Raw genomic sequence first — 16,864 nt, forward strand, 5'->3', positions numbered from 1 at the left:
GTTCTGTTATGGCAGTCAAGATGATGGAGAAGGATGCGCCCAATTCTCGTCAAGCTCCTCCATTTCGCAGGATCGAAACCTCACATTGTCCCGGACACCAGCTTTTGCTGCGACGTATCCCACCGCCACGGCACGGCCCTCCCATGAAGGTGCACGCCTCCATACCATTCGTCGATTCCGTTGACGGCAATCCAGTCCTCTTTCCCTTCCAGCACTCTCAAGCCGAGCTCCGTTAAATCGACGCGGCTGCGATGAAAAGACGGCGCGGGGTCCTTGAAGTCGGGAAAAGCCTGCGAGCCGTCGATAGCCAGCAGCGGCTTAGGTCCTTGCGACAATTTGGCCAAGCAGTGCCAATACTGCAGATCGCCCATGCCCAGCTCATGGAGCCGGTCTCCTGCGTGCCGGAACAGATCGAGCGGCGTGCCAAGCCCGTTCCGCACCATCTCCAGCGTCGTCTGTTCCACGATGCCCAGCCCGTTATGCACGGAAGGGAAGCGCGACAGATGAAGCCGGAACGCGTTGTTCGCAAATGGCAGAGCGCTCGTATCCTTCTGAAGCAGCTCGGCCAGCTTGCCCGGATCCGGAGAGCAATAAGCTTCCCACAAGGCTTTGCCCAGCTTCAATTCCTCTTGCCCGACCGTTTGCCATGTTCCCGACAAGGTTTCCAATTGTTTCACGGACAGCTGACCTAACCCCCGAAACAATTCGATGCCCGGGTACGTCCCGATGCACAGCAGGCTTAGCTTCGTTCGGCCCGGCGGCCGCTCCGCGAACCAGTGGAGCAAATAGCATAACATCGTCTGATCGAACAAATCATGTTCGAACCATAGCACGATCTCGTCGTACTTGCGAAAGGAAGCGAGCGTTTGTTCCTGCTCTTCGCTGCCGCGCACAAAGACCTCGCTAGGAACGCCCATAGCTTTCTCTAAGTATTGCGCGCGAACCGTCCGGTTTGCCGCTGCCGCCGCATCAAGGAACACGGGGCCTTCCGAGTAAACTTCCCGCCAAGCGAGAATATCGCCTTGCACGACGCCTTGCCGCAGCTTCTCCGCTACGGAATCGCCATTCGTAATATGCAGCACGTTTGCCCCTCCTTCATATAGGTGATGGAACACAGAGACGAAATCCGCTACCGGGAGTATGCCTTTCAGTTTGCTGCGAGCGTCAAAGAGCCGTTTCTTCCATACCGGTACGGCCGTGCCCAAGCAATCGGAAATTTCCTGAAGCGAATAGCCGTAAAAATAAAACAATTGAACCGCAATCCGCATATTCGGCGATAAAGCGGCGATGGAATCGTGAAGCAGCTTACGCATTTCTTTTCTTTCGACAATGTCGGGTATTCCCCATTCGTTACGGGCCGTCCCCTCGGCTTCATGAAGGGGTACCGTCGGGTGCTTTTTTTTGCGCAGGAGACGATGGCATTGGCGCACGACAATCACCTTGAACCAGCCCGGGAAGGCGTCCGGGTCCTTCAGCTTACCCAAGTGAAGGAACGCTTCCGTAAACGCCTCCTGAACCGCGTCCTCCGCCAAATGGGTATCACGCAGTTTTTCGTACGCGACCGAGTGCGCCATAGCCGTATAATGCCTGACGATCCGCTCGAATGCCGTTCGATCGCCTTCCTGCGCCTGTTCGATCCGTTGCCTCACTTGCCCTGGCTCCTTTCTTTCGTGCTCTATATAGAAGTGCCGACGAGGCGAATAAAGGTTACGAAAAGTTTATGAACATGGAAAAATAGTTTATGCCGGTAAGGATAAGCTGCGTTAAAGGTTCGCTTTCGAGGGGGGAGAGAGTCCTTACCGCTTATCGGCTTTATCCTCGTCCTGGAACGTGGAGCAAAGCACGAGACAAGTTTATCCCTTGTGGGGCCTCGACGCTTTCTCATTCCGGCGGAAATGCGACGGCGGGACGCCGTACAAGCTTCTGAACAGCTTGCTGAAAAAATAAATGTCGTTGTACCCGACCGCTTCCGCCGCCTGCGTGATGTTCATCGACGTTTCGGCCAGCAGCAGCTTGGCCCGTTCCATGCGCATACGGGTGATATACGCCTTAAGCGAATGGCCGGTATACTGCTTAAACAGGTTGCTTACATAACGCGGGGACAGCCCGGCGAGCTCGGCCAATTCCCGGTGGTCGATCGGCTGGCCGATCCGGTCGCGAATCCGGTCGATCGTATGATGCACGAGCTGCTTATGCTTCAGGGAGTGCCGGTCATGCGCTGCCGGACGGGCACCGGCACGGCGAAGCTGCAGGAAAATGAGCTGCATCAGATGATGGAATTCCTCGGCGGCAAACGGCTCCGGCCGGTCGGGTAGCTCCAGCAGCCGGTGCAGGTCGCGTTCGAAATGGTACGTATCGTCCATCAAAGTCAGACGCGGCGGAAAACCGAGAGTTTCCGGATCCAAGGGGACATCCCGCGGCCCCGTCACGCTAAAATGGATGAAAATAACGCCAAGCCGGTCGTCGGGATGCTGTGTCGCCGATACCCGGTCGCCGGGACGGAGCAGGAAGCAGGCGCCTTTATGCACGCGGTGCGGCGTACCGTTAATGAAGATCTCGCCTGTGCCGTTCAGCGCATACCACAGGTCAAAATCGCGCATCGGAGCCGGCCGCCAGCTCCAGCCGGGCTCGCAGCGCGCTTTGCCGCAGTTCATGCCGCTATGGAAAGCAAGATAGCCGAACGGATCAGGGACAACCGCTTCGTTCATCGGGAACCCCTCCTTTCCCTCCTAGAATAACACAAGGCTGAAAAGAACCGTTATGCATTTACATACAAAAAAAGCGCAGTTGCTGCCATTCTCCGGAATACGGGAAAATCGTAAGCTGAAAGCAAGGAAACGAATCCTATTTTCCAAGCCGGAGGGGTTAACGATGAAACAGAAGCTGGAAACGCCGGAAGAGATCAACCGCTTGCTTTACAGTTATTCCAAAGTCCACCGAAGCTACGGCTCCATGAAGGAAATGGGCGAGGATCAGGTAAGGGAATATAGACGGCAGGGATTTTTAGCGGCCGATAACGTGCTGGGGGAAGCGGAAATAACCGGCGCGGTGCAAGCGCTTATGGACAATCTTTTTGCGGAGAAGTCTGCGTTTAAAATTCAGTATACGAAGCCGAGGGAGACGCTTTCGACGAATCAGGAAAAAGAGCTGGCCGTACGGAAAATATATGAGTTTGTCGAGCATTCGGAAGCGCTTAGGGCGATCGCGTATCATCCGGACATCGTCTCGTTAGTGGAGCGGCTGATGGGGGAAAAGCCGAAGCTCATTCAGGATATGGCGCTGTTGAAGCCGCCGTTCGGGGGAGGCGAGAAGCCTTGGCACCAGGATATGGCTTACGGCGGTTTAACCTACGGGAAGCCGGTCGTCGGCGTCTGGATCGCGCTCGATGAAGCCGGCGTCGAGAACGGCTGCATGCAGGTCATTCCGCGCTCGCATATGGACGGCGGCATTCCGCATTATGCGGTCCGCGACTGGCAAATTTGCGATGCGAACGTGCCGGTGGAGCGCAACGTCATCGTGCCGCTGAAGCCCGGCGGAGCGCTGTTTTTCCACGGGCAGTTGGTGCACGGCACGGCGTATAATTTCTCGGACAAACGCCGCCGCGCGCTGCAGTTTCATTATGCGCCGGCCACGGCGGAGAAGGTGTCGCCGCAGGAATACAAGCGGATGTACACGAATGAAATGTCGGGGGCGGAATGCTAAGCTTCGTTAAAGCGAAGTTAGCAATGTCCGATAGCGATGCATAAAGCAGAAACGAAAAAGATGGCACGCCGCTTGAGGCGCATGCCATCTTTCTTTTTGTCGCACACTGTTATTGCACGGTAACGTTATCCAGCATCAAATATCCGATCGGATTGAGCCAGAAGCCTTTGACGCTTTTGGAGGAAACGGCAATGTGGTCGATCGTGCGGATCGGCACGACCGGCGCTTCCTTCATTTCGATTTCCTGGGCTTGCCCATAAATCGTTTTGCGTTTCTGTGCGTCCTTCTCGCGGCGTCCTTCCTCAATCAGCTTGTCCACTTGCGTATTCGTATAGAATGCAAGATTGCCTTTGCTGCCGTGGGAGCTGCTGTGGAACACGTTGTACTGGTTGTAATCCGCATCGCCGGTCGCATTGCCCCAGCCGCCATAGAACATGGCGTGATCGCCCTTGCCGGTAATATCCAGATAAGCGCCGTATTCCACGACTTTCACTTCGAGGTCGATGCCGATTCCTTTCAGCTGGGATTGCAGAACCTCGGCCACGTTTACGCGCTCTTTGCGGTCGTCGGTGACGATGGACGTTTTCAGCCCGTTCGGGTAGCCGGCTTCGGCCAGAAGCTGCTTCGCCTTATTGATGTTGTAGTCGTAATCCGTAAGGCTGGAGTTGTAGCCAGGCATTTTCGGCGAGAGCGCCGTCAGCGTCCGGCTGCCTACGTTATTGAATACGCCCTTGATAATGGAATCGCGCTCGATCGCATGGGCGACCGCTTGGCGGACGCGTACATCGTCGAACGGCTTCTTCTTGGTGTTAAAGCCGATATATTCGACGCCGAGACCTTCCGCCCGCGCGAGGGCCAGCGTGGACGACGATTGAACGCGGTTTAGCTCCGTAACCGGCAACTGGTCGGCGATTTGCGCTTCGCCGGCTTCGACCATCGCGACGCGCGTCGTGTCTTCCGGCACGACTTTGTACTGGACTTTGTCTACCTTCGGCTTTTCGCCCCAGTAGCCGTCGTTTTTGACCAGTACCATCTCTTGTCCCGGCGTCCACGACTGGAATTTGAACGGCCCGGTGCCGATCGGGTTTTTGGCCAGCTTGTCCGACTGCTCGGCGATCGCTTTCGGGCTCAGAATGCTGCCCTCGTTGCTTGCCAGAATGGAGAGCAGAGGCGTGTAGGGATAAGCCAGAACGAACTGCACCGTGTGCTCGTCGACGGCTTTGATTTCTTTTACCATCGAGAATTTGCCCGCGAGCGGCGAATTGACCTTCGGATCGAGCGCCCGTTCGAACGTTTTCTTGACCGCTTCCGCGTTAAACGGCGCGCCGTCGTGGAAAGTAACCCCGCTGCGCAGCTTGAATTCCCAAGTGACGTCGTCAACCGCTTTCCATTCCGTTGCGAGCGAAGGCTGGAATTCCATGTTTTTGTCGGTTTTGATCAGCCCCTCGTACACTTTGCCGAAAATGTAGTTGGACGACGGAATGTTCGTGATGAACTGCGGATCCAGATTGTTCGCGTCCGCCTTCCGTGCGACGACCAGCGTTCCGCCCGTTTTGGCCGTGCCGCCGGCATTGCCTTTGTCCGCATCCGTTTCCGGCTTGGACGCACATCCTGCAAGCGCTGTCGTAAATACGAGCGACAAGGCGAGGACGCTGCCAAGTACATGTTTTTTCTTCATGAAGATGCCCCCTAGTCCGTTTTTCGGCATATCTTCCATATGCTTAGCTGTATTATAAAAAATATTCTGACTTTTACCTTTCACGATCTTTACGTGTATTTACACTATCTTTACTTGTTGGCCGCCGGGGACGCCAAGCGACCGCAGTTCTAAATGACAAATGAAGGCTTATAAGATATGATTAGCAGGAAAATTGAATATAAGCTACTCAGGTGCCAATCATGATGATGCAGTTCGATAGGGAATCATGGATTGGTTAAAAGGGAAGCGGGTGAGAATCCCGCACGGTCCCGCCGCTGTATGAGAGGAGTTCTTGCTGGATGCCACTGGTGAATAAACCGGGAAGGCTGCAAGGGCGTTGATACTCGAGTCAGAAGACCTGCCTGGGAGGTACACCGATTGCTCTACGAGAGATAGGGGGGTGTTTATTTCGTGACCGCTTCTTTTTGCGTTCCATGGAGATAGCCTCTTAACGTTTTCAAGTTAAGGGTTTTTTTATGTTGGAAAGCATATTATCCATATTTCGGTAAACGTCCGGTGCCAAATGGCGGTTATTCTTGTTGCGATTTTTAGAAGTGAAAGGTAGGGAAAGAAAGTGAAGCAACGTAAATTATTTACTTGGCTGCTGATTGTCAGCCTGTTCTTATCCATGTTCCAAATAAACGCATGGAAGACCTACGCCCAAGAGTCCGGATCCGGGCCGAAGGGATTCGTCACCCTGTCGGTAGAGATATTCACGTTAGGTCAAGGCTATTACCGGGAACCGATGAAGGTGCCGTTCTACGAAGGAGACAACGGGGCCGCCTTGCTGGTACGCGAGCTCGGCCAGAACAATATAAAGAACACGGGAACCGCCGAACATTACTTTTATCTGTCCAAGGTCAAGGATGTTACGAGCAGCGTATATGTGCCCCAATACATCGTCGACCAAGTCGCCTTAGGCGGTGGACAAATCGAATCCAAAAGGGACCCGGAGTGGTTAGGGGAATTCGACTATACGCCGATGTCCGGTTGGATGTACGCGGTCAACAATGTATTTCCTAACGTCGGCTTTTCGGATTACATTCCCGAAGACGGAGACGTCATTCGTACGCAATTCACCGTTTATGGGTTCGGCTCCGACCTTGGGAATACATGGGGCTCCGGCTATATCGATACCGCCAACAAAGACGCGTTAACGGCGGTAATCGCGAAGATCAACAGCGCCCCGAATAAGGATGCGCTGCTGGCCGATCCTGCCGTCAGGTCTTCGTACGAGCAAGCGTACGGCGTACTCGCAAATATGGAGAGCACGCAAGCTAACGTCGATCTTGTGATGTCGAAGCTGGACAATGAATTGGGATGGGACCATGTCAAACCGGAATTGTCGATTCAAGGCTTATCGGATCAACAAGAATTTACAACCAAACGGATTTCCTTCCAAGCTAGCGCAACGGACAACGTCACATCCGGCATCGTTCCGGAAGTAAAAGTAAACGGTAACGCGATTCCGGGAACGAGCGGAGTATTCCATGCCGATCTGATCGATGGAACGAATACGATCGACATAACGGCGGCGGATGCCTCGGGCAATCGGGTTAAGCAAATCTTCACGGTCTACTACAACATCGGGGCCGTTACGAACGACCAGCTGAATAAAAATCTTGCCTATATGCTTGGCACGGTGACGAATCCGACCTTCGGAACGCTTGGGGGAGAATGGTCGATTCTATCTCTGGCCCGCGGAAATTATTCGGTGCCGAACAGCTACTACATGACCTACTATAAGAACATCGTAAACAAGGTCAAGGAATTGATGGCCAAAAACAACGGTGTCCTGGACAAAAACAAAAGTACGGAACATGCCAGATTGATCCTTGGCCTGGCTTCCATCGGCATCGATTCGCGGGATGTTGCGGGCTACGATATAACCAAAGCGCTGTCCGATTACGATTACGTCCTGAAGCAAGGCATTAACGGGCCGATTTTTGCGCTAATCGCCATGAATGCCGTAAATTACGAATTTCCTGCGGCTGACGCAGGGAAGAATCAAGCGACTCGCGAGAAGCTGATTGATTATATTTTGAGCAAGGAAGTCAACAAAGATACGGCGAATGCGGGCGGTTGGGCGCTCGGGGTCGCGAAGGCCGATGTAGACTTGACGGCAATGGCCCTGCAGGCGCTTGCTCCCTATTATTTAACGAACGATAAAGTGGCTGCCGCAGTAGAACGCGCGCTTACTTGGCTGTCTTCCGTTCAGAACGAAACAGGCGGATTTGCGAGTTACGGGACCGTAAACAGCGAAAGCATCTCGCAGGTTATCGCCGCGGTATCGGAAATCGGGTTCAATCCTTCCTCCGATCCGAGATTTGTTAAAAACGGCCATTCGGCGGTTGACGCTCTGCTGACATTCGTCGCGCCTGAGGGCGGCTTCAAGCATGTCATGTCGGAAACGAAAGCAAATAGCATGGCGACCGATCAGGGGACCTATGCGCTCGTATCTTTCAATCGGATGACGCAAGCCGCCAATCGGCTTTACGATATGACGGACGTGCTTCCGTTCCCGCTGCCGGGGAATCTCGACGAGATCGAAATGGCTTTGTCTGCAGGGGATCGGCCTAACGTAAACGTTCCGCCTAGCGGGTACGTATATTCGTTATCAATTACCGAAGCGGATTCGAATAAAGACATAACCGTCCAAGTTCCGGGCGATTCGTCATCAACCATTAAACTGAATGTGCCCGCCAACACCGGCCTTCCGGCGATTTCGGCGGTAAGAGGCGGCACAGCGGCCCATATCCCGAAAGGGACGTCACTCGTCAGCGGCAGCCCGCTTTCGGTTGAATTGTTATCGAAGGCGGACGTAACGGACACGGTCCGGCAGCTCGTCAACGGTATCGTTCCGGATGGAAAGAAACTCGATTCGATTGCCGCCGCGTTCAAGATGGGCGGTACGTCGGGCATTACGTTCGATCGGTTCATTACGTTAACGTTCTCCGGGATGAAGGGGAAAGATGCCGCATATATCCAGAACGGGACGGCCCGCGCCATACAGAAGTTTGCAAACGATTCGGATGGAAGCGGCAGCGGTAAGAACGAGTATGCCTTTGACAGCGGCAACGATCTAATTGTTAAGACCAAGCATTTTACCGACTTCGTTGCATTCGCAACAAACGTTGTCGGGACGCCGGGCGAAGGCGGAGGAACCGACCCTCAGCCTGTAAAGCATGTCACTCTATCCGTAGATAAAGCGACAATCCATAAAGGATATGTCATGAATCCCGCATCCGTGGAGCTGCAGTCCGGAGATACGGTATGGAGCGTACTGCAAAGAGAGCTGAATGCAAGAAGCATCCCTTACGCCTTTACATGGACTCCGAAATACAATAGCGTCTATGTGCAATCCATCGCAGGAGACGGCGAGTTCGACCATGGCAGCGGCAGCGGATGGATGTACAACGTAAACGGTACCTATCCGAACTATGGGGCGAGCGTTTACATCCTTTCGGGCGGCGATACCGTCCAGTGGCGGTATACGACGAATTTGGGCGAGGATTTGGGAGAACCCCCTTATGTGCCGACAGACCCAAGCCCGAACCCCAACCCAAACCCAGGCCCGAATCCGAGCATAGACCCGAGTACAAAACCTGGTGACAAGACGCCTATCATTGCCGTACCGGCGGATTTGCAAAAGGATTTTATCCAAACCATCACGAAGCAGCAGCAAGGAACCGACAATATTACCCTGACGATTCCCGATGTGAAGCCGAAGGTCATTCTGAATGTGAAGGATGTTCAAGACGGCATCCCGATGATTACGGTACAGAAAGGGGAGCTCTCGCTTGTCATCGACAAGGGCACGAGGCTGAAGGCGGGGGACGGCGGCATCGAGCTCTTTACGACGGTAAATGCCGAAGATGCGTCCTTGTTGGCGCAGGTCAAGGGGAGCTTACATACCGGCGATCGGCTGGAGAAAATAAGCCATGCCTTCATCATGGGAGGCTCGAATCAGTCGTACTTGTTCGACAAGCCGCTTACCTTGACGATCAAGGGAGGGAAAGGGCAGCAGGCCGGGTTTATCGAAGACGGTACATTTACGCCGATCGTTATGTATGATTCCGAGGAACAGGGCGAACAAGCGACCAAAGGCAGCGAGAAAATCACGTATGCTTTCGTCAAAGGCAACGATCTCGTGATCAAGACGAACCACTTCACATCGTTCGTCGCGTATGCGGCCAGTCGACTGGAAGCGGCGGGCGGTATGGATTTGACGAAGCGGTATTCGGATGCCGGCGAGATCGCGAGCTGGGCGTATGGCCCGATCGGCGAGGCGACGCAGCGCGGATTCGTCGAAGGCAGCGACGGCATGCTGAAGCCGAAATCCGCCGTGACAAGAGCGGAGTTCACCAAGCTGCTTGTATCAGTATTGGGAATGGTAAAGCCGGCGGGCGATCCGTCCCGATTCGAAGATGTCAAGGCAGGCCAGTGGTTCTATCCTTATGTAAACGCCGCTTATCAAGCCGGATATATCGACGGATACGATGGCCGGTTTTATCCGGACGATACGATTACCCGCGAACAAATGGCCGTCATCGTGAATCGGGCATTGGGCATGCAGTCTTCGGCATCGGCCATCGCGCTGAATGATCTGGACGAAGTCTCCTCGTGGGCAAAAGCGGATGTACAGACGATTGCCGCTCATGAATTGATGACGGCGGACTTGGACGGTCGCTTCCATCCAAGCGGCACGGTGACGCGTGAAATGGCAGCCGTCGTGGCGATGAGGGCATTCGATTATGAACGCACCCACGCTAAAGACAACCAAGCGGACACCCGCAAGCAGCAGGCCGTGAAGAAGCAAATTGAGGCAACGGCCGTCTACATGCAGCAGACGATAACCGATCCGGCCGTAGCCAGCATCGGCGGGGAATGGACCGTACTGGGATTGGCGCGTTCCGGCGTTCAAGTTCCGGACTCCTATTATGCCAAGTATTATGCCAATCTGGAGCAAACGCTGAAAGAGAAAGCGGGTAAACTGCACGCGGTCAAATATACGGAATACGACCGCGTTATACTGGCGCTGACTGCCATCGGCAAAGGCATTAACGACGTGGCGGGGTATTCGATGATCGAGCGTCTCGCCGATTTTGATACCTTGATTAAACAGGGCATCAACGGACCGATCTTCGCGCTGATCGCTTTGGACAGCAAAAAGTACGAGATCCCCGCCGTTCCGGGCGCCAAAACGCAGACGACCAGAGAGAAGCTAATCGACTTCATTCTGAATCGCGAGATTACGAACGGAGGATGGGCGCTTGGCGAGAATGCCGCCGTACCGGATCCGGACATCACGGCAATGGCGATACAAGGACTGACTCCTTATTATGAATCGAACAAGACGGTGCGGGCCGCTGTGGACAGAGCAGTCGCCTGGCTATCCCAAAATCAACAAGCGGACGGCGGGTATGCCAGCTGGGAATCCGCCAACTCGGAGAGCGTGGCTCAAGTCGTCGTCGCGCTGTCGGGCTTAGGCATCGATCCGCATGCCGATCCGACATTCGTGAAGAACGGCCGCTCTGCGGTCGACGCTTTGCTTGGCTTTGCCGCGAAGGGCGGAGGCTTCTACCATATCATGCCGGGCGGCATCGATAATGGCGGCGCCAAACCGGGGGATGTCGACCCTATGGCGACGGATCAGGCGATGTATGCGCTCGTCGCCTACGACCGGTATTTGAACGGTCAACCCCGCCTTTATGACATGACGGACGTATGAAACCGACAATGAAAAAATGGCTTGCAGCCATAGGCATCGTCTGTCTGCTAACGATCGCGTTCTTCTGGGGCGGTACCGGTCGCGACGAGAAGGCGCAGATCGCCGACAGGGGGCCCGAAACGAAGGCCGTACAGGCGACAGCGTCGCCCCAGCCTACGGCTGCGCCGGCCGTTACCGAACAGCCTAAGGCCGATAACGGCCAAACGCCAAGCGATTCCGGGAGGAGCGGGGAAGAATCCCCGGCTTCTACCCCGGCTCCTTCGACGGAATCTGTCCCTGAGAAGGCGCCGTCGGCAGCGCCGGGAGCGGAACTAAAGCCTGACCCGGCTCCGGCCGGCACTAAGGCTCCTGTGAAGGATGCCGCGGATAAAACGGATGAGACGGCGTCCGCTTCTTCGTCCGCGAAGCCGCCGGCTGAACAGCCGGGCGAGAACGCATCGGACAAAAAAGACAAATATTTGACCGATCCGGTTCCGGAGGGCAAGCCGAAGCCTGTCGAATGGCAGGACGTCACCGTCGATAAGAAAAAGCCGCTGACGGCTACCTTGTCCGTCACGAGCAAGACGATTCTCGATCATCTCAAGCAGTTTAACAAGGATAAACTGGAGGTTCTGCCGGAGGACGGCGTTATCTACAAATCCCAGACCGTCACGTTTTATGAGGGTGAGTCCGTATTCGACGTGCTGCTGCGAGAGATGAAAAAAAACAAGATCCATATGGAATTTTCGATGACGCCGATCTATAACAGCAACTATATCGAGGGCATTAATAATATTTACGAGTTCGATTGCGGCGAGTTAAGCGGATGGGTGTATAAAGTAAACGGCTGGTTCCCGAACTATGGATGCAGTCGGTACATGCTTAAGGACGGCGATGTTGTCGATTGGGTGTACACCTGCGATTTGGGCCGGGATATCGGCGGCGACCAAGCGGCGACGGGGGCAGTGAAGTGAAGAGAGACCCGTTCGCCTCGTTTCATCCTTTCGTCAACTTCGCTTATTTCGCGGCAGTGCTCGCATTCGGGATGTTTTTTACGCATCCCGTCTTTCAATCGATCTCGCTCGTAAGCGCCGTTGTTTATTCGGTCTTGTTGAACGGCAGGAGAGCCGTGAAGTTCAATTTGCTCTATTTGCTGCCGCTGCTGCTGATCATGGCCGTCCTAAACCCGGTATTCAACCATGCCGGCGTAACGATTCTATTCTATCTCAAGAACGGGAATCCGGTTACGCTGGAATCCATCCTGTACGGCTTGTCGGCGGCATGCATGTACGTGACGGTCATCGTTTGGTTTTCGTGCTATAACGCCGTCATGACGTCGGATAAATTCATCTACTTATTCGGCCGGATCATGCCGGCCTTATCGCTGATTTTCTCGATGGCGCTGCGTTTCGTTCCGAGGTACCGCAGCCAAATCAAAGCGATATCGAATGCGCAGAAATGCATCGGAAGGGACGTATCGCAAGGGAGCATAGGAAGACGCGCGCGCAACGGGATTCGCATACTCTCGGTCATGACCACCTGGGCGCTGGAAAATGCGATCGAGACGGCCGATTCCATGAAGTCGAGAGGCTACGGGCTGCCGAACCGCACGAGCTTCTCGACGTTCCGGTTCGACGACCGGGACAAAGCGGTGTTCGCCATCTTGGCGGGCCTTGTTGCGCTCGTCCTGGCCGGTGCCGCGGCAGAGGAAAACACGATTCGGTATTTCCCTTCGATTCACGCGAAAGAGCGTTCGCCCTTCGGCATTGCGGTATTCTGCGCCTATTCCGCACTCTGTCTCATGCCTGTGGTAATTCGGATCGTGGAGGATATCAAATGGAAATATATCGCATCAAAGATGTAAGCTTCGCTTTTCCCGGGCAAGAGAAGAATGCGCTGTCCCATATCCGGCTTACGATCGGCAGCGGGGAATTCGTCGCGATATGCGGCATGTCGGGCGGCGGCAAGAGCACGCTGCTCAGGCACCTGAAGTCATCGCTTGCCCCGCATGGACGGCGCACCGGCGGGATCGACTTTCTGGGGAGGCCGATCGAGGAGGCGGACCAGCGAACGCAAGCCTCGCAGATCGGGTTCGTGCTGCAAAGCCCCGACAACCAGATCGTGACGGATAAAGTATGGCACGAGCTCGCCTTCGGCCTGGAGAGCTTGGGCTGCGATCAGCAAACCATTCGCTTACGTGTGGCCGAAATGGCCAGTTTCTTCGGCATTCAGACCTGGTTTCATAAGCATGTGTCCGAGCTGTCGGGGGGACAGAAGCAGCTGCTGAACTTGGCTTCCGTTATGGCCATGCATCCGTCCGTACTGATTCTCGACGAGCCGACCTCGCAGCTGGACCCGATTGCGGCCGTAGACTTTCTGGAGACCGTCAGCAAAATCAACCGCGAGCTCGGTACGACCGTTATCATGACCGAGCACCGGCTTGAAGAGGTGCTTCCGATCGCGGACAGGCTTATCGTGCTCGACGAGGGAGCCGTGATCGCGGACGATAGGCCGCAGACGGTGGGGGAGCGGCTTCGCGCGGAACGGCATCCGCTCTTTGCTTCCATGCCCGCTCCGATGCAGATTCATGCGGGTGTTGCCGATTTCTCGGCAGCGGGCGCGCCGGGGCCCCTGACGGTCAAACAGGGACGCCAGTGGCTGCATGCGTATTTGGACGGTAAGTCAGGGCAAACGGCCGGTGTGGAAGAAGCTGCGGAAAGTCCAAAAGAGGGACCGGTCGCGATCCGCTTCAAGGACGTCTGGTTCAAATACGAGAAGGACGGGCCGGATACGATTAAGGATTTGTCGCTGGACGTGCGGGAAGGACAATTTTATTGCCTCGTCGGCGGGAATGGCACGGGGAAGACGACCGCCCTGTCTCTCATAAGCGGCATACTTCGTCCTTATCGCGGGAAAGTGCTGATCGACGGCCATAACCCGGCAGCGATGAGCGCAGCCAAGCTGTTTACGAACCGGCTGGGCGTCCTCCCGCAGAACCCGCAATCGTTATTCGTCAAAAAGACGGTGGAGCTCGATCTATACGAGATGCTGTCCGACTCGAAGCTGACGAAGGAGCAGAAGACGGATAAAATCCGTTCCGTCGTCCGTTTCGCCGAGCTGGAGCATGTGCTGCCCATGCATCCGTACGACTTGAGCGGCGGAGAACAGCAGCGAGCGGCGCTCGCCAAGGTGCTGCTGCTGGAGCCGCGAATATTGCTTCTCGACGAGCCGACCAAAGGGCTGGACGGCTTTTTTAAAGAGAAGCTGGGTTCGCTGCTTAAGAAACTAAACAAAGAGGGCGTCACCATCGTCATGGTCTCCCACGATATTGAATTTTGCGCCAAGTATGGGGAGGTGTGCGCGATGTTCTTCGACGGAAACATCATGACGTCGAATTCCACGAAGAAGTTTTTTGCGGGAAACAGCTTTTATACGACGGCGGCTAACCGGATGGTACGCCACATTTGGCAAGACGCCGTGACGATAGAGGGCGTGATCGAGCTATGCCGGAACAGCCGGTAAACGAGCACCGCCTGAGCAGGCGAACCTTGCTCGCGTCGGCGCTTATCCTCATCGTCATCCCGGCTACGATTCTGCTGGGGATATTCGTGCTGGACGACCGCAAATATTACTTTATCAGCTTGCTTATTTTGTTATACACGATGCTTCCTTTCGCTATGGTATTCGAGAAACGCAAGCCGCAAGCCCGGGAGCTCATCCTCATTGCGGTGATGGCTTCCAATGCCGTGGCCGGCAGGGCAGCGTTCTTCATGGTACCGCAATTCAAGCCCGTCGTCGCCATCGTCATTATCGCCGGAGTAAGCCTCGGCGCGGAAGCGGGGTTTCTTACCGGAGCGGTCGCGGGCTTCGTCTCGAATTTTTTCTTCGGCCAAGGGCCGTGGACGCCTTGGCAAATGTTTTGCTTCGGCCTGATCGGGTTTCTGGCGGGCATATTGTTCAAGAAAGGATGGCTTAAGCGTACGCGGCTCTCCTTGAGCCTGTTCGGCGGTTTTTCCACGTTCATCGTATATGGGGGCATTATCAACATCGGCTCCGTTATGATGTTCACGCCGATATTTACTTGGGAGACATTGATTGCGGCTTATGCTTCGGGCTTCTGGTTCGATATGGTGCATGCGATCGCCACCGTGTTCTTCCTCTGGATTCTTTCGCGGTCGATGATGGAGAAGCTGGACCGGGTTAAAAGCAAGTACGGGTTAATGGAGCCTTAGAAAAAAGCGTTGCCTAAACAATCCAAGAGCGCCGAACGGCGCTCTTATTTCGGTTATCGGCGCTGTGAAAACAATTCATTTTTAAATCCTGTATCTGCCATTGACTTCGTTCTGCTGACACGTTATGATAGGTGCAAATATAACTTAAACGTTTCAGTAAAGACATTACTTAAACGTATAAGTAATACTTAAACGATTAAGTTAAATCATTGGGGGGAAACGTATGTCTAAACGTTCTTTGATTATTACCGCACTTGCCGTCCTTACCAGCGTTTCGGTTTTACCCGCCTGCGGCAAGAACGTAAGTCCGCCTGCCGCTCAAGAGCAAGGCAGTCCGTCCGAAGGAACCGTCAAGCAAGAAGGGCTGAAGCCGGAGACCGGCGCGCAATTACTCGTTTGGGAATCGAAGGGACCGGAATTGGATTATTTGAAAGCGGTCGCAGAACAGTTTGAGAAAGAGTACGGAGTCAAAGTGAAGGTGGAGCCCGTTCCCGCCATCGATTCCGTGAAGAAGCTGACGACGGACGGTCCGGCCGGAATCGGCGCCGACGTCTTCTCCGCGCCGCACGATCATCTCGGCAATGCCGTAATGGCGGGGCTCGTGCTGCAGAACGACGTTTTCGACGAGAAAGCCAAGAACGAATACATGGCATCGGCCATCGAAGGCGTCAGCAACAAGGGCACGCTGTACGGGTTTCCGACGGCGATCGATACGTACGCGCTTTTCTACAATAAGAGCCTCATGCCCACGGCGCCCAAAACGTACGAGGAAATCGTCAAATTCGCCGCAACGTACAACGATCCGAAAAACAAAAAGTATGCGTTCATGTGGAATGTCGGCCAGCTGTATCAATCTTATTCGTTTCTTGCCGGTTACGGCGGGTATGTGTTTGGCAATAACGGTACTGACGCGAACGATATCGGCTTGAACAATGAAAAATCGGTCGAAGGCGCAAAATACGTACAGTCGCTTAAGCAAATCCTTCCTTTAAATACGAATGACATCAACGACAATATCATTACGGGCTTTTTCCAGGAAGGGAAGACGGCTGCCGTGATCAACGGACCGTGGCTGCAATCGAGCCTGACCCAAGTAGGGTTCGAATACGGCGTCGCTCCGCTGCCGCTGCTGCCGAACGGCCAGCATCCGAAAAGCTTCTCGGGCATTCGCGGGCTGTACGTCAATTCGTACACGAAGTATCCGGCCGCGGCAAAGCTGTTTGCGAGCTATGCGACGAGCAAGCCGAATTTGTCCAAACGTTTCGAGATGACGAAGCAGCTTCCTCCGAGAAAAGACTTGATGGACGATCCGATCATTACGAAGGACGCCAACGCTTCCGCATTCCTGGAGCAAGCGAAGTATTCCACCCCGATGCCGTCCATTCCGGAGATGGGCAACGTGTGGGTGCCGGCAGGCACCGCGCTAGCCACTCTATGGAACGACAATAAAGACCCGGGCACCGTCTTGAACAGCGCGGTAGACCAAATCAAAACGGCAATCAAGACGAAGAAATAAGGCGG

10 protein-coding genes and 1 riboswitch are annotated in these 16,864 nt (G+C 54.7%); of the genes, 7 read left to right on the forward strand and 3 right to left on the reverse strand.

Annotation, left to right across the window (positions count from 1 at the left end):
- Window positions 1-80 precede the first annotated feature (80 nt).
- Together ACKGJP_RS03445 and ACKGJP_RS03450 are read right to left on the reverse strand one after the other, a co-directional pair.
- Window positions 81-1,649 (reverse strand): sigma-70 family RNA polymerase sigma factor, encoded by a 1,569-nt coding sequence (locus ACKGJP_RS03445; RefSeq protein ID WP_409344294.1) that lies wholly within the window; start codon window positions 1,647-1,649, stop codon window positions 81-83.
- A 204-nt stretch (window positions 1,650-1,853) separates the two neighbouring features.
- The gene (locus ACKGJP_RS03450) at window positions 1,854-2,708 is read right to left on the reverse strand and encodes a helix-turn-helix domain-containing protein (RefSeq protein WP_409344295.1); all 855 of its coding nucleotides are present in this window, start codon (window positions 2,706-2,708) and stop codon (window positions 1,854-1,856) included.
- 163 nt (window positions 2,709-2,871) lie between these two features.
- On the opposite strand from ACKGJP_RS03450, the gene ACKGJP_RS03455 reads away from it, so the two are divergent.
- On the forward strand, window positions 2,872-3,702 hold the full coding sequence (locus tag ACKGJP_RS03455) for a phytanoyl-CoA dioxygenase family protein (protein ID WP_409344296.1): 831 nt from the start codon (window positions 2,872-2,874) through the stop codon (window positions 3,700-3,702).
- Between the two features lie 109 nt (window positions 3,703-3,811).
- Here ACKGJP_RS03455 and ACKGJP_RS03460 read toward each other — a convergent pair whose 3' ends face one another.
- The gene (locus ACKGJP_RS03460; protein WP_409344297.1) at window positions 3,812-5,380 is read right to left on the reverse strand and encodes a glutathione ABC transporter substrate-binding protein; all 1,569 of its coding nucleotides are present in this window, start codon (window positions 5,378-5,380) and stop codon (window positions 3,812-3,814) included.
- Window positions 5,381-5,573: 193 nt separating this feature from the next.
- A riboswitch (cobalamin riboswitch) is annotated at window positions 5,574-5,782 on the forward strand.
- Between the two features lie 193 nt (window positions 5,783-5,975).
- Here ACKGJP_RS03460 and ACKGJP_RS03465 point away from each other — a divergent pair.
- From ACKGJP_RS03465 to ACKGJP_RS03490, 6 genes are all read left to right on the forward strand, one after another.
- On the forward strand, window positions 5,976-11,132 hold the full coding sequence (locus ACKGJP_RS03465) for an S-layer homology domain-containing protein (protein ID WP_409344298.1): 5,157 nt from the start codon (window positions 5,976-5,978) through the stop codon (window positions 11,130-11,132).
- Window positions 11,133-11,140: 8 nt separating this feature from the next.
- Entirely contained in the window at window positions 11,141-12,085 is a 945-nt protein-coding gene (locus tag ACKGJP_RS03470; protein WP_409344299.1) for a DUF4430 domain-containing protein, read from the forward strand.
- Window positions 12,082-12,975, forward strand: coding sequence for an energy-coupling factor transporter transmembrane component T (locus ACKGJP_RS03475; protein WP_409344300.1), 894 nt, complete (start codon window positions 12,082-12,084; stop codon window positions 12,973-12,975). The genes ACKGJP_RS03470 and ACKGJP_RS03475 overlap by 4 nt, the downstream gene beginning before the upstream one ends.
- The gene (locus ACKGJP_RS03480; RefSeq protein WP_409344301.1) at window positions 12,948-14,633 is read left to right on the forward strand and encodes an ABC transporter ATP-binding protein; all 1,686 of its coding nucleotides are present in this window, start codon (window positions 12,948-12,950) and stop codon (window positions 14,631-14,633) included. The genes ACKGJP_RS03475 and ACKGJP_RS03480 overlap by 28 nt, the downstream gene beginning before the upstream one ends.
- Entirely contained in the window at window positions 14,615-15,343 is a 729-nt protein-coding gene (locus tag ACKGJP_RS03485) for an ECF transporter S component (RefSeq protein ID WP_409344302.1), read from the forward strand. The genes ACKGJP_RS03480 and ACKGJP_RS03485 overlap by 19 nt, the downstream gene beginning before the upstream one ends.
- Before the next feature lie 223 nt (window positions 15,344-15,566).
- Window positions 15,567-16,859, forward strand: coding sequence for a maltose ABC transporter substrate-binding protein (locus ACKGJP_RS03490; RefSeq protein WP_409344303.1), 1,293 nt, complete (start codon window positions 15,567-15,569; stop codon window positions 16,857-16,859).
- Window positions 16,860-16,864: the final 5 nt, after the last annotated feature.

It is taken from the genome of Paenibacillus litoralis, from assembly GCF_046244365.1.
GTDB lineage: Bacteria > Bacillota > Bacilli > Paenibacillales > NBRC-103111 > Paenibacillus_V.

Bases quoted from the DNA above. Each gene is read 5' to 3' on its own strand.
- ACKGJP_RS03450 (WP_409344295.1), bottom strand. From the start codon at position 2,708: ATGAACGAAGCGGTTGTCCCTGATCCGTTCGGCTATCTTGCTTTCCAT.
- ACKGJP_RS03455 (WP_409344296.1), top strand. From the start codon at position 2,872: ATGAAACAGAAGCTGGAAACGCCGGAAGAGATCAACCGCTTGCTTTAC.
- ACKGJP_RS03460 (WP_409344297.1), bottom strand. From the start codon at position 5,380: ATGAAGAAAAAACATGTACTTGGCAGCGTCCTCGCCTTGTCGCTCGTA.
- ACKGJP_RS03470 (WP_409344299.1), top strand. From the start codon at position 11,141: ATGAAAAAATGGCTTGCAGCCATAGGCATCGTCTGTCTGCTAACGATC.
- ACKGJP_RS03480 (WP_409344301.1), top strand. From the start codon at position 12,948: ATGGAAATATATCGCATCAAAGATGTAAGCTTCGCTTTTCCCGGGCAA.
- ACKGJP_RS03485 (WP_409344302.1), top strand. From the start codon at position 14,615: ATGCCGGAACAGCCGGTAAACGAGCACCGCCTGAGCAGGCGAACCTTG.
- ACKGJP_RS03490 (WP_409344303.1), top strand. From the start codon at position 15,567: ATGTCTAAACGTTCTTTGATTATTACCGCACTTGCCGTCCTTACCAGC.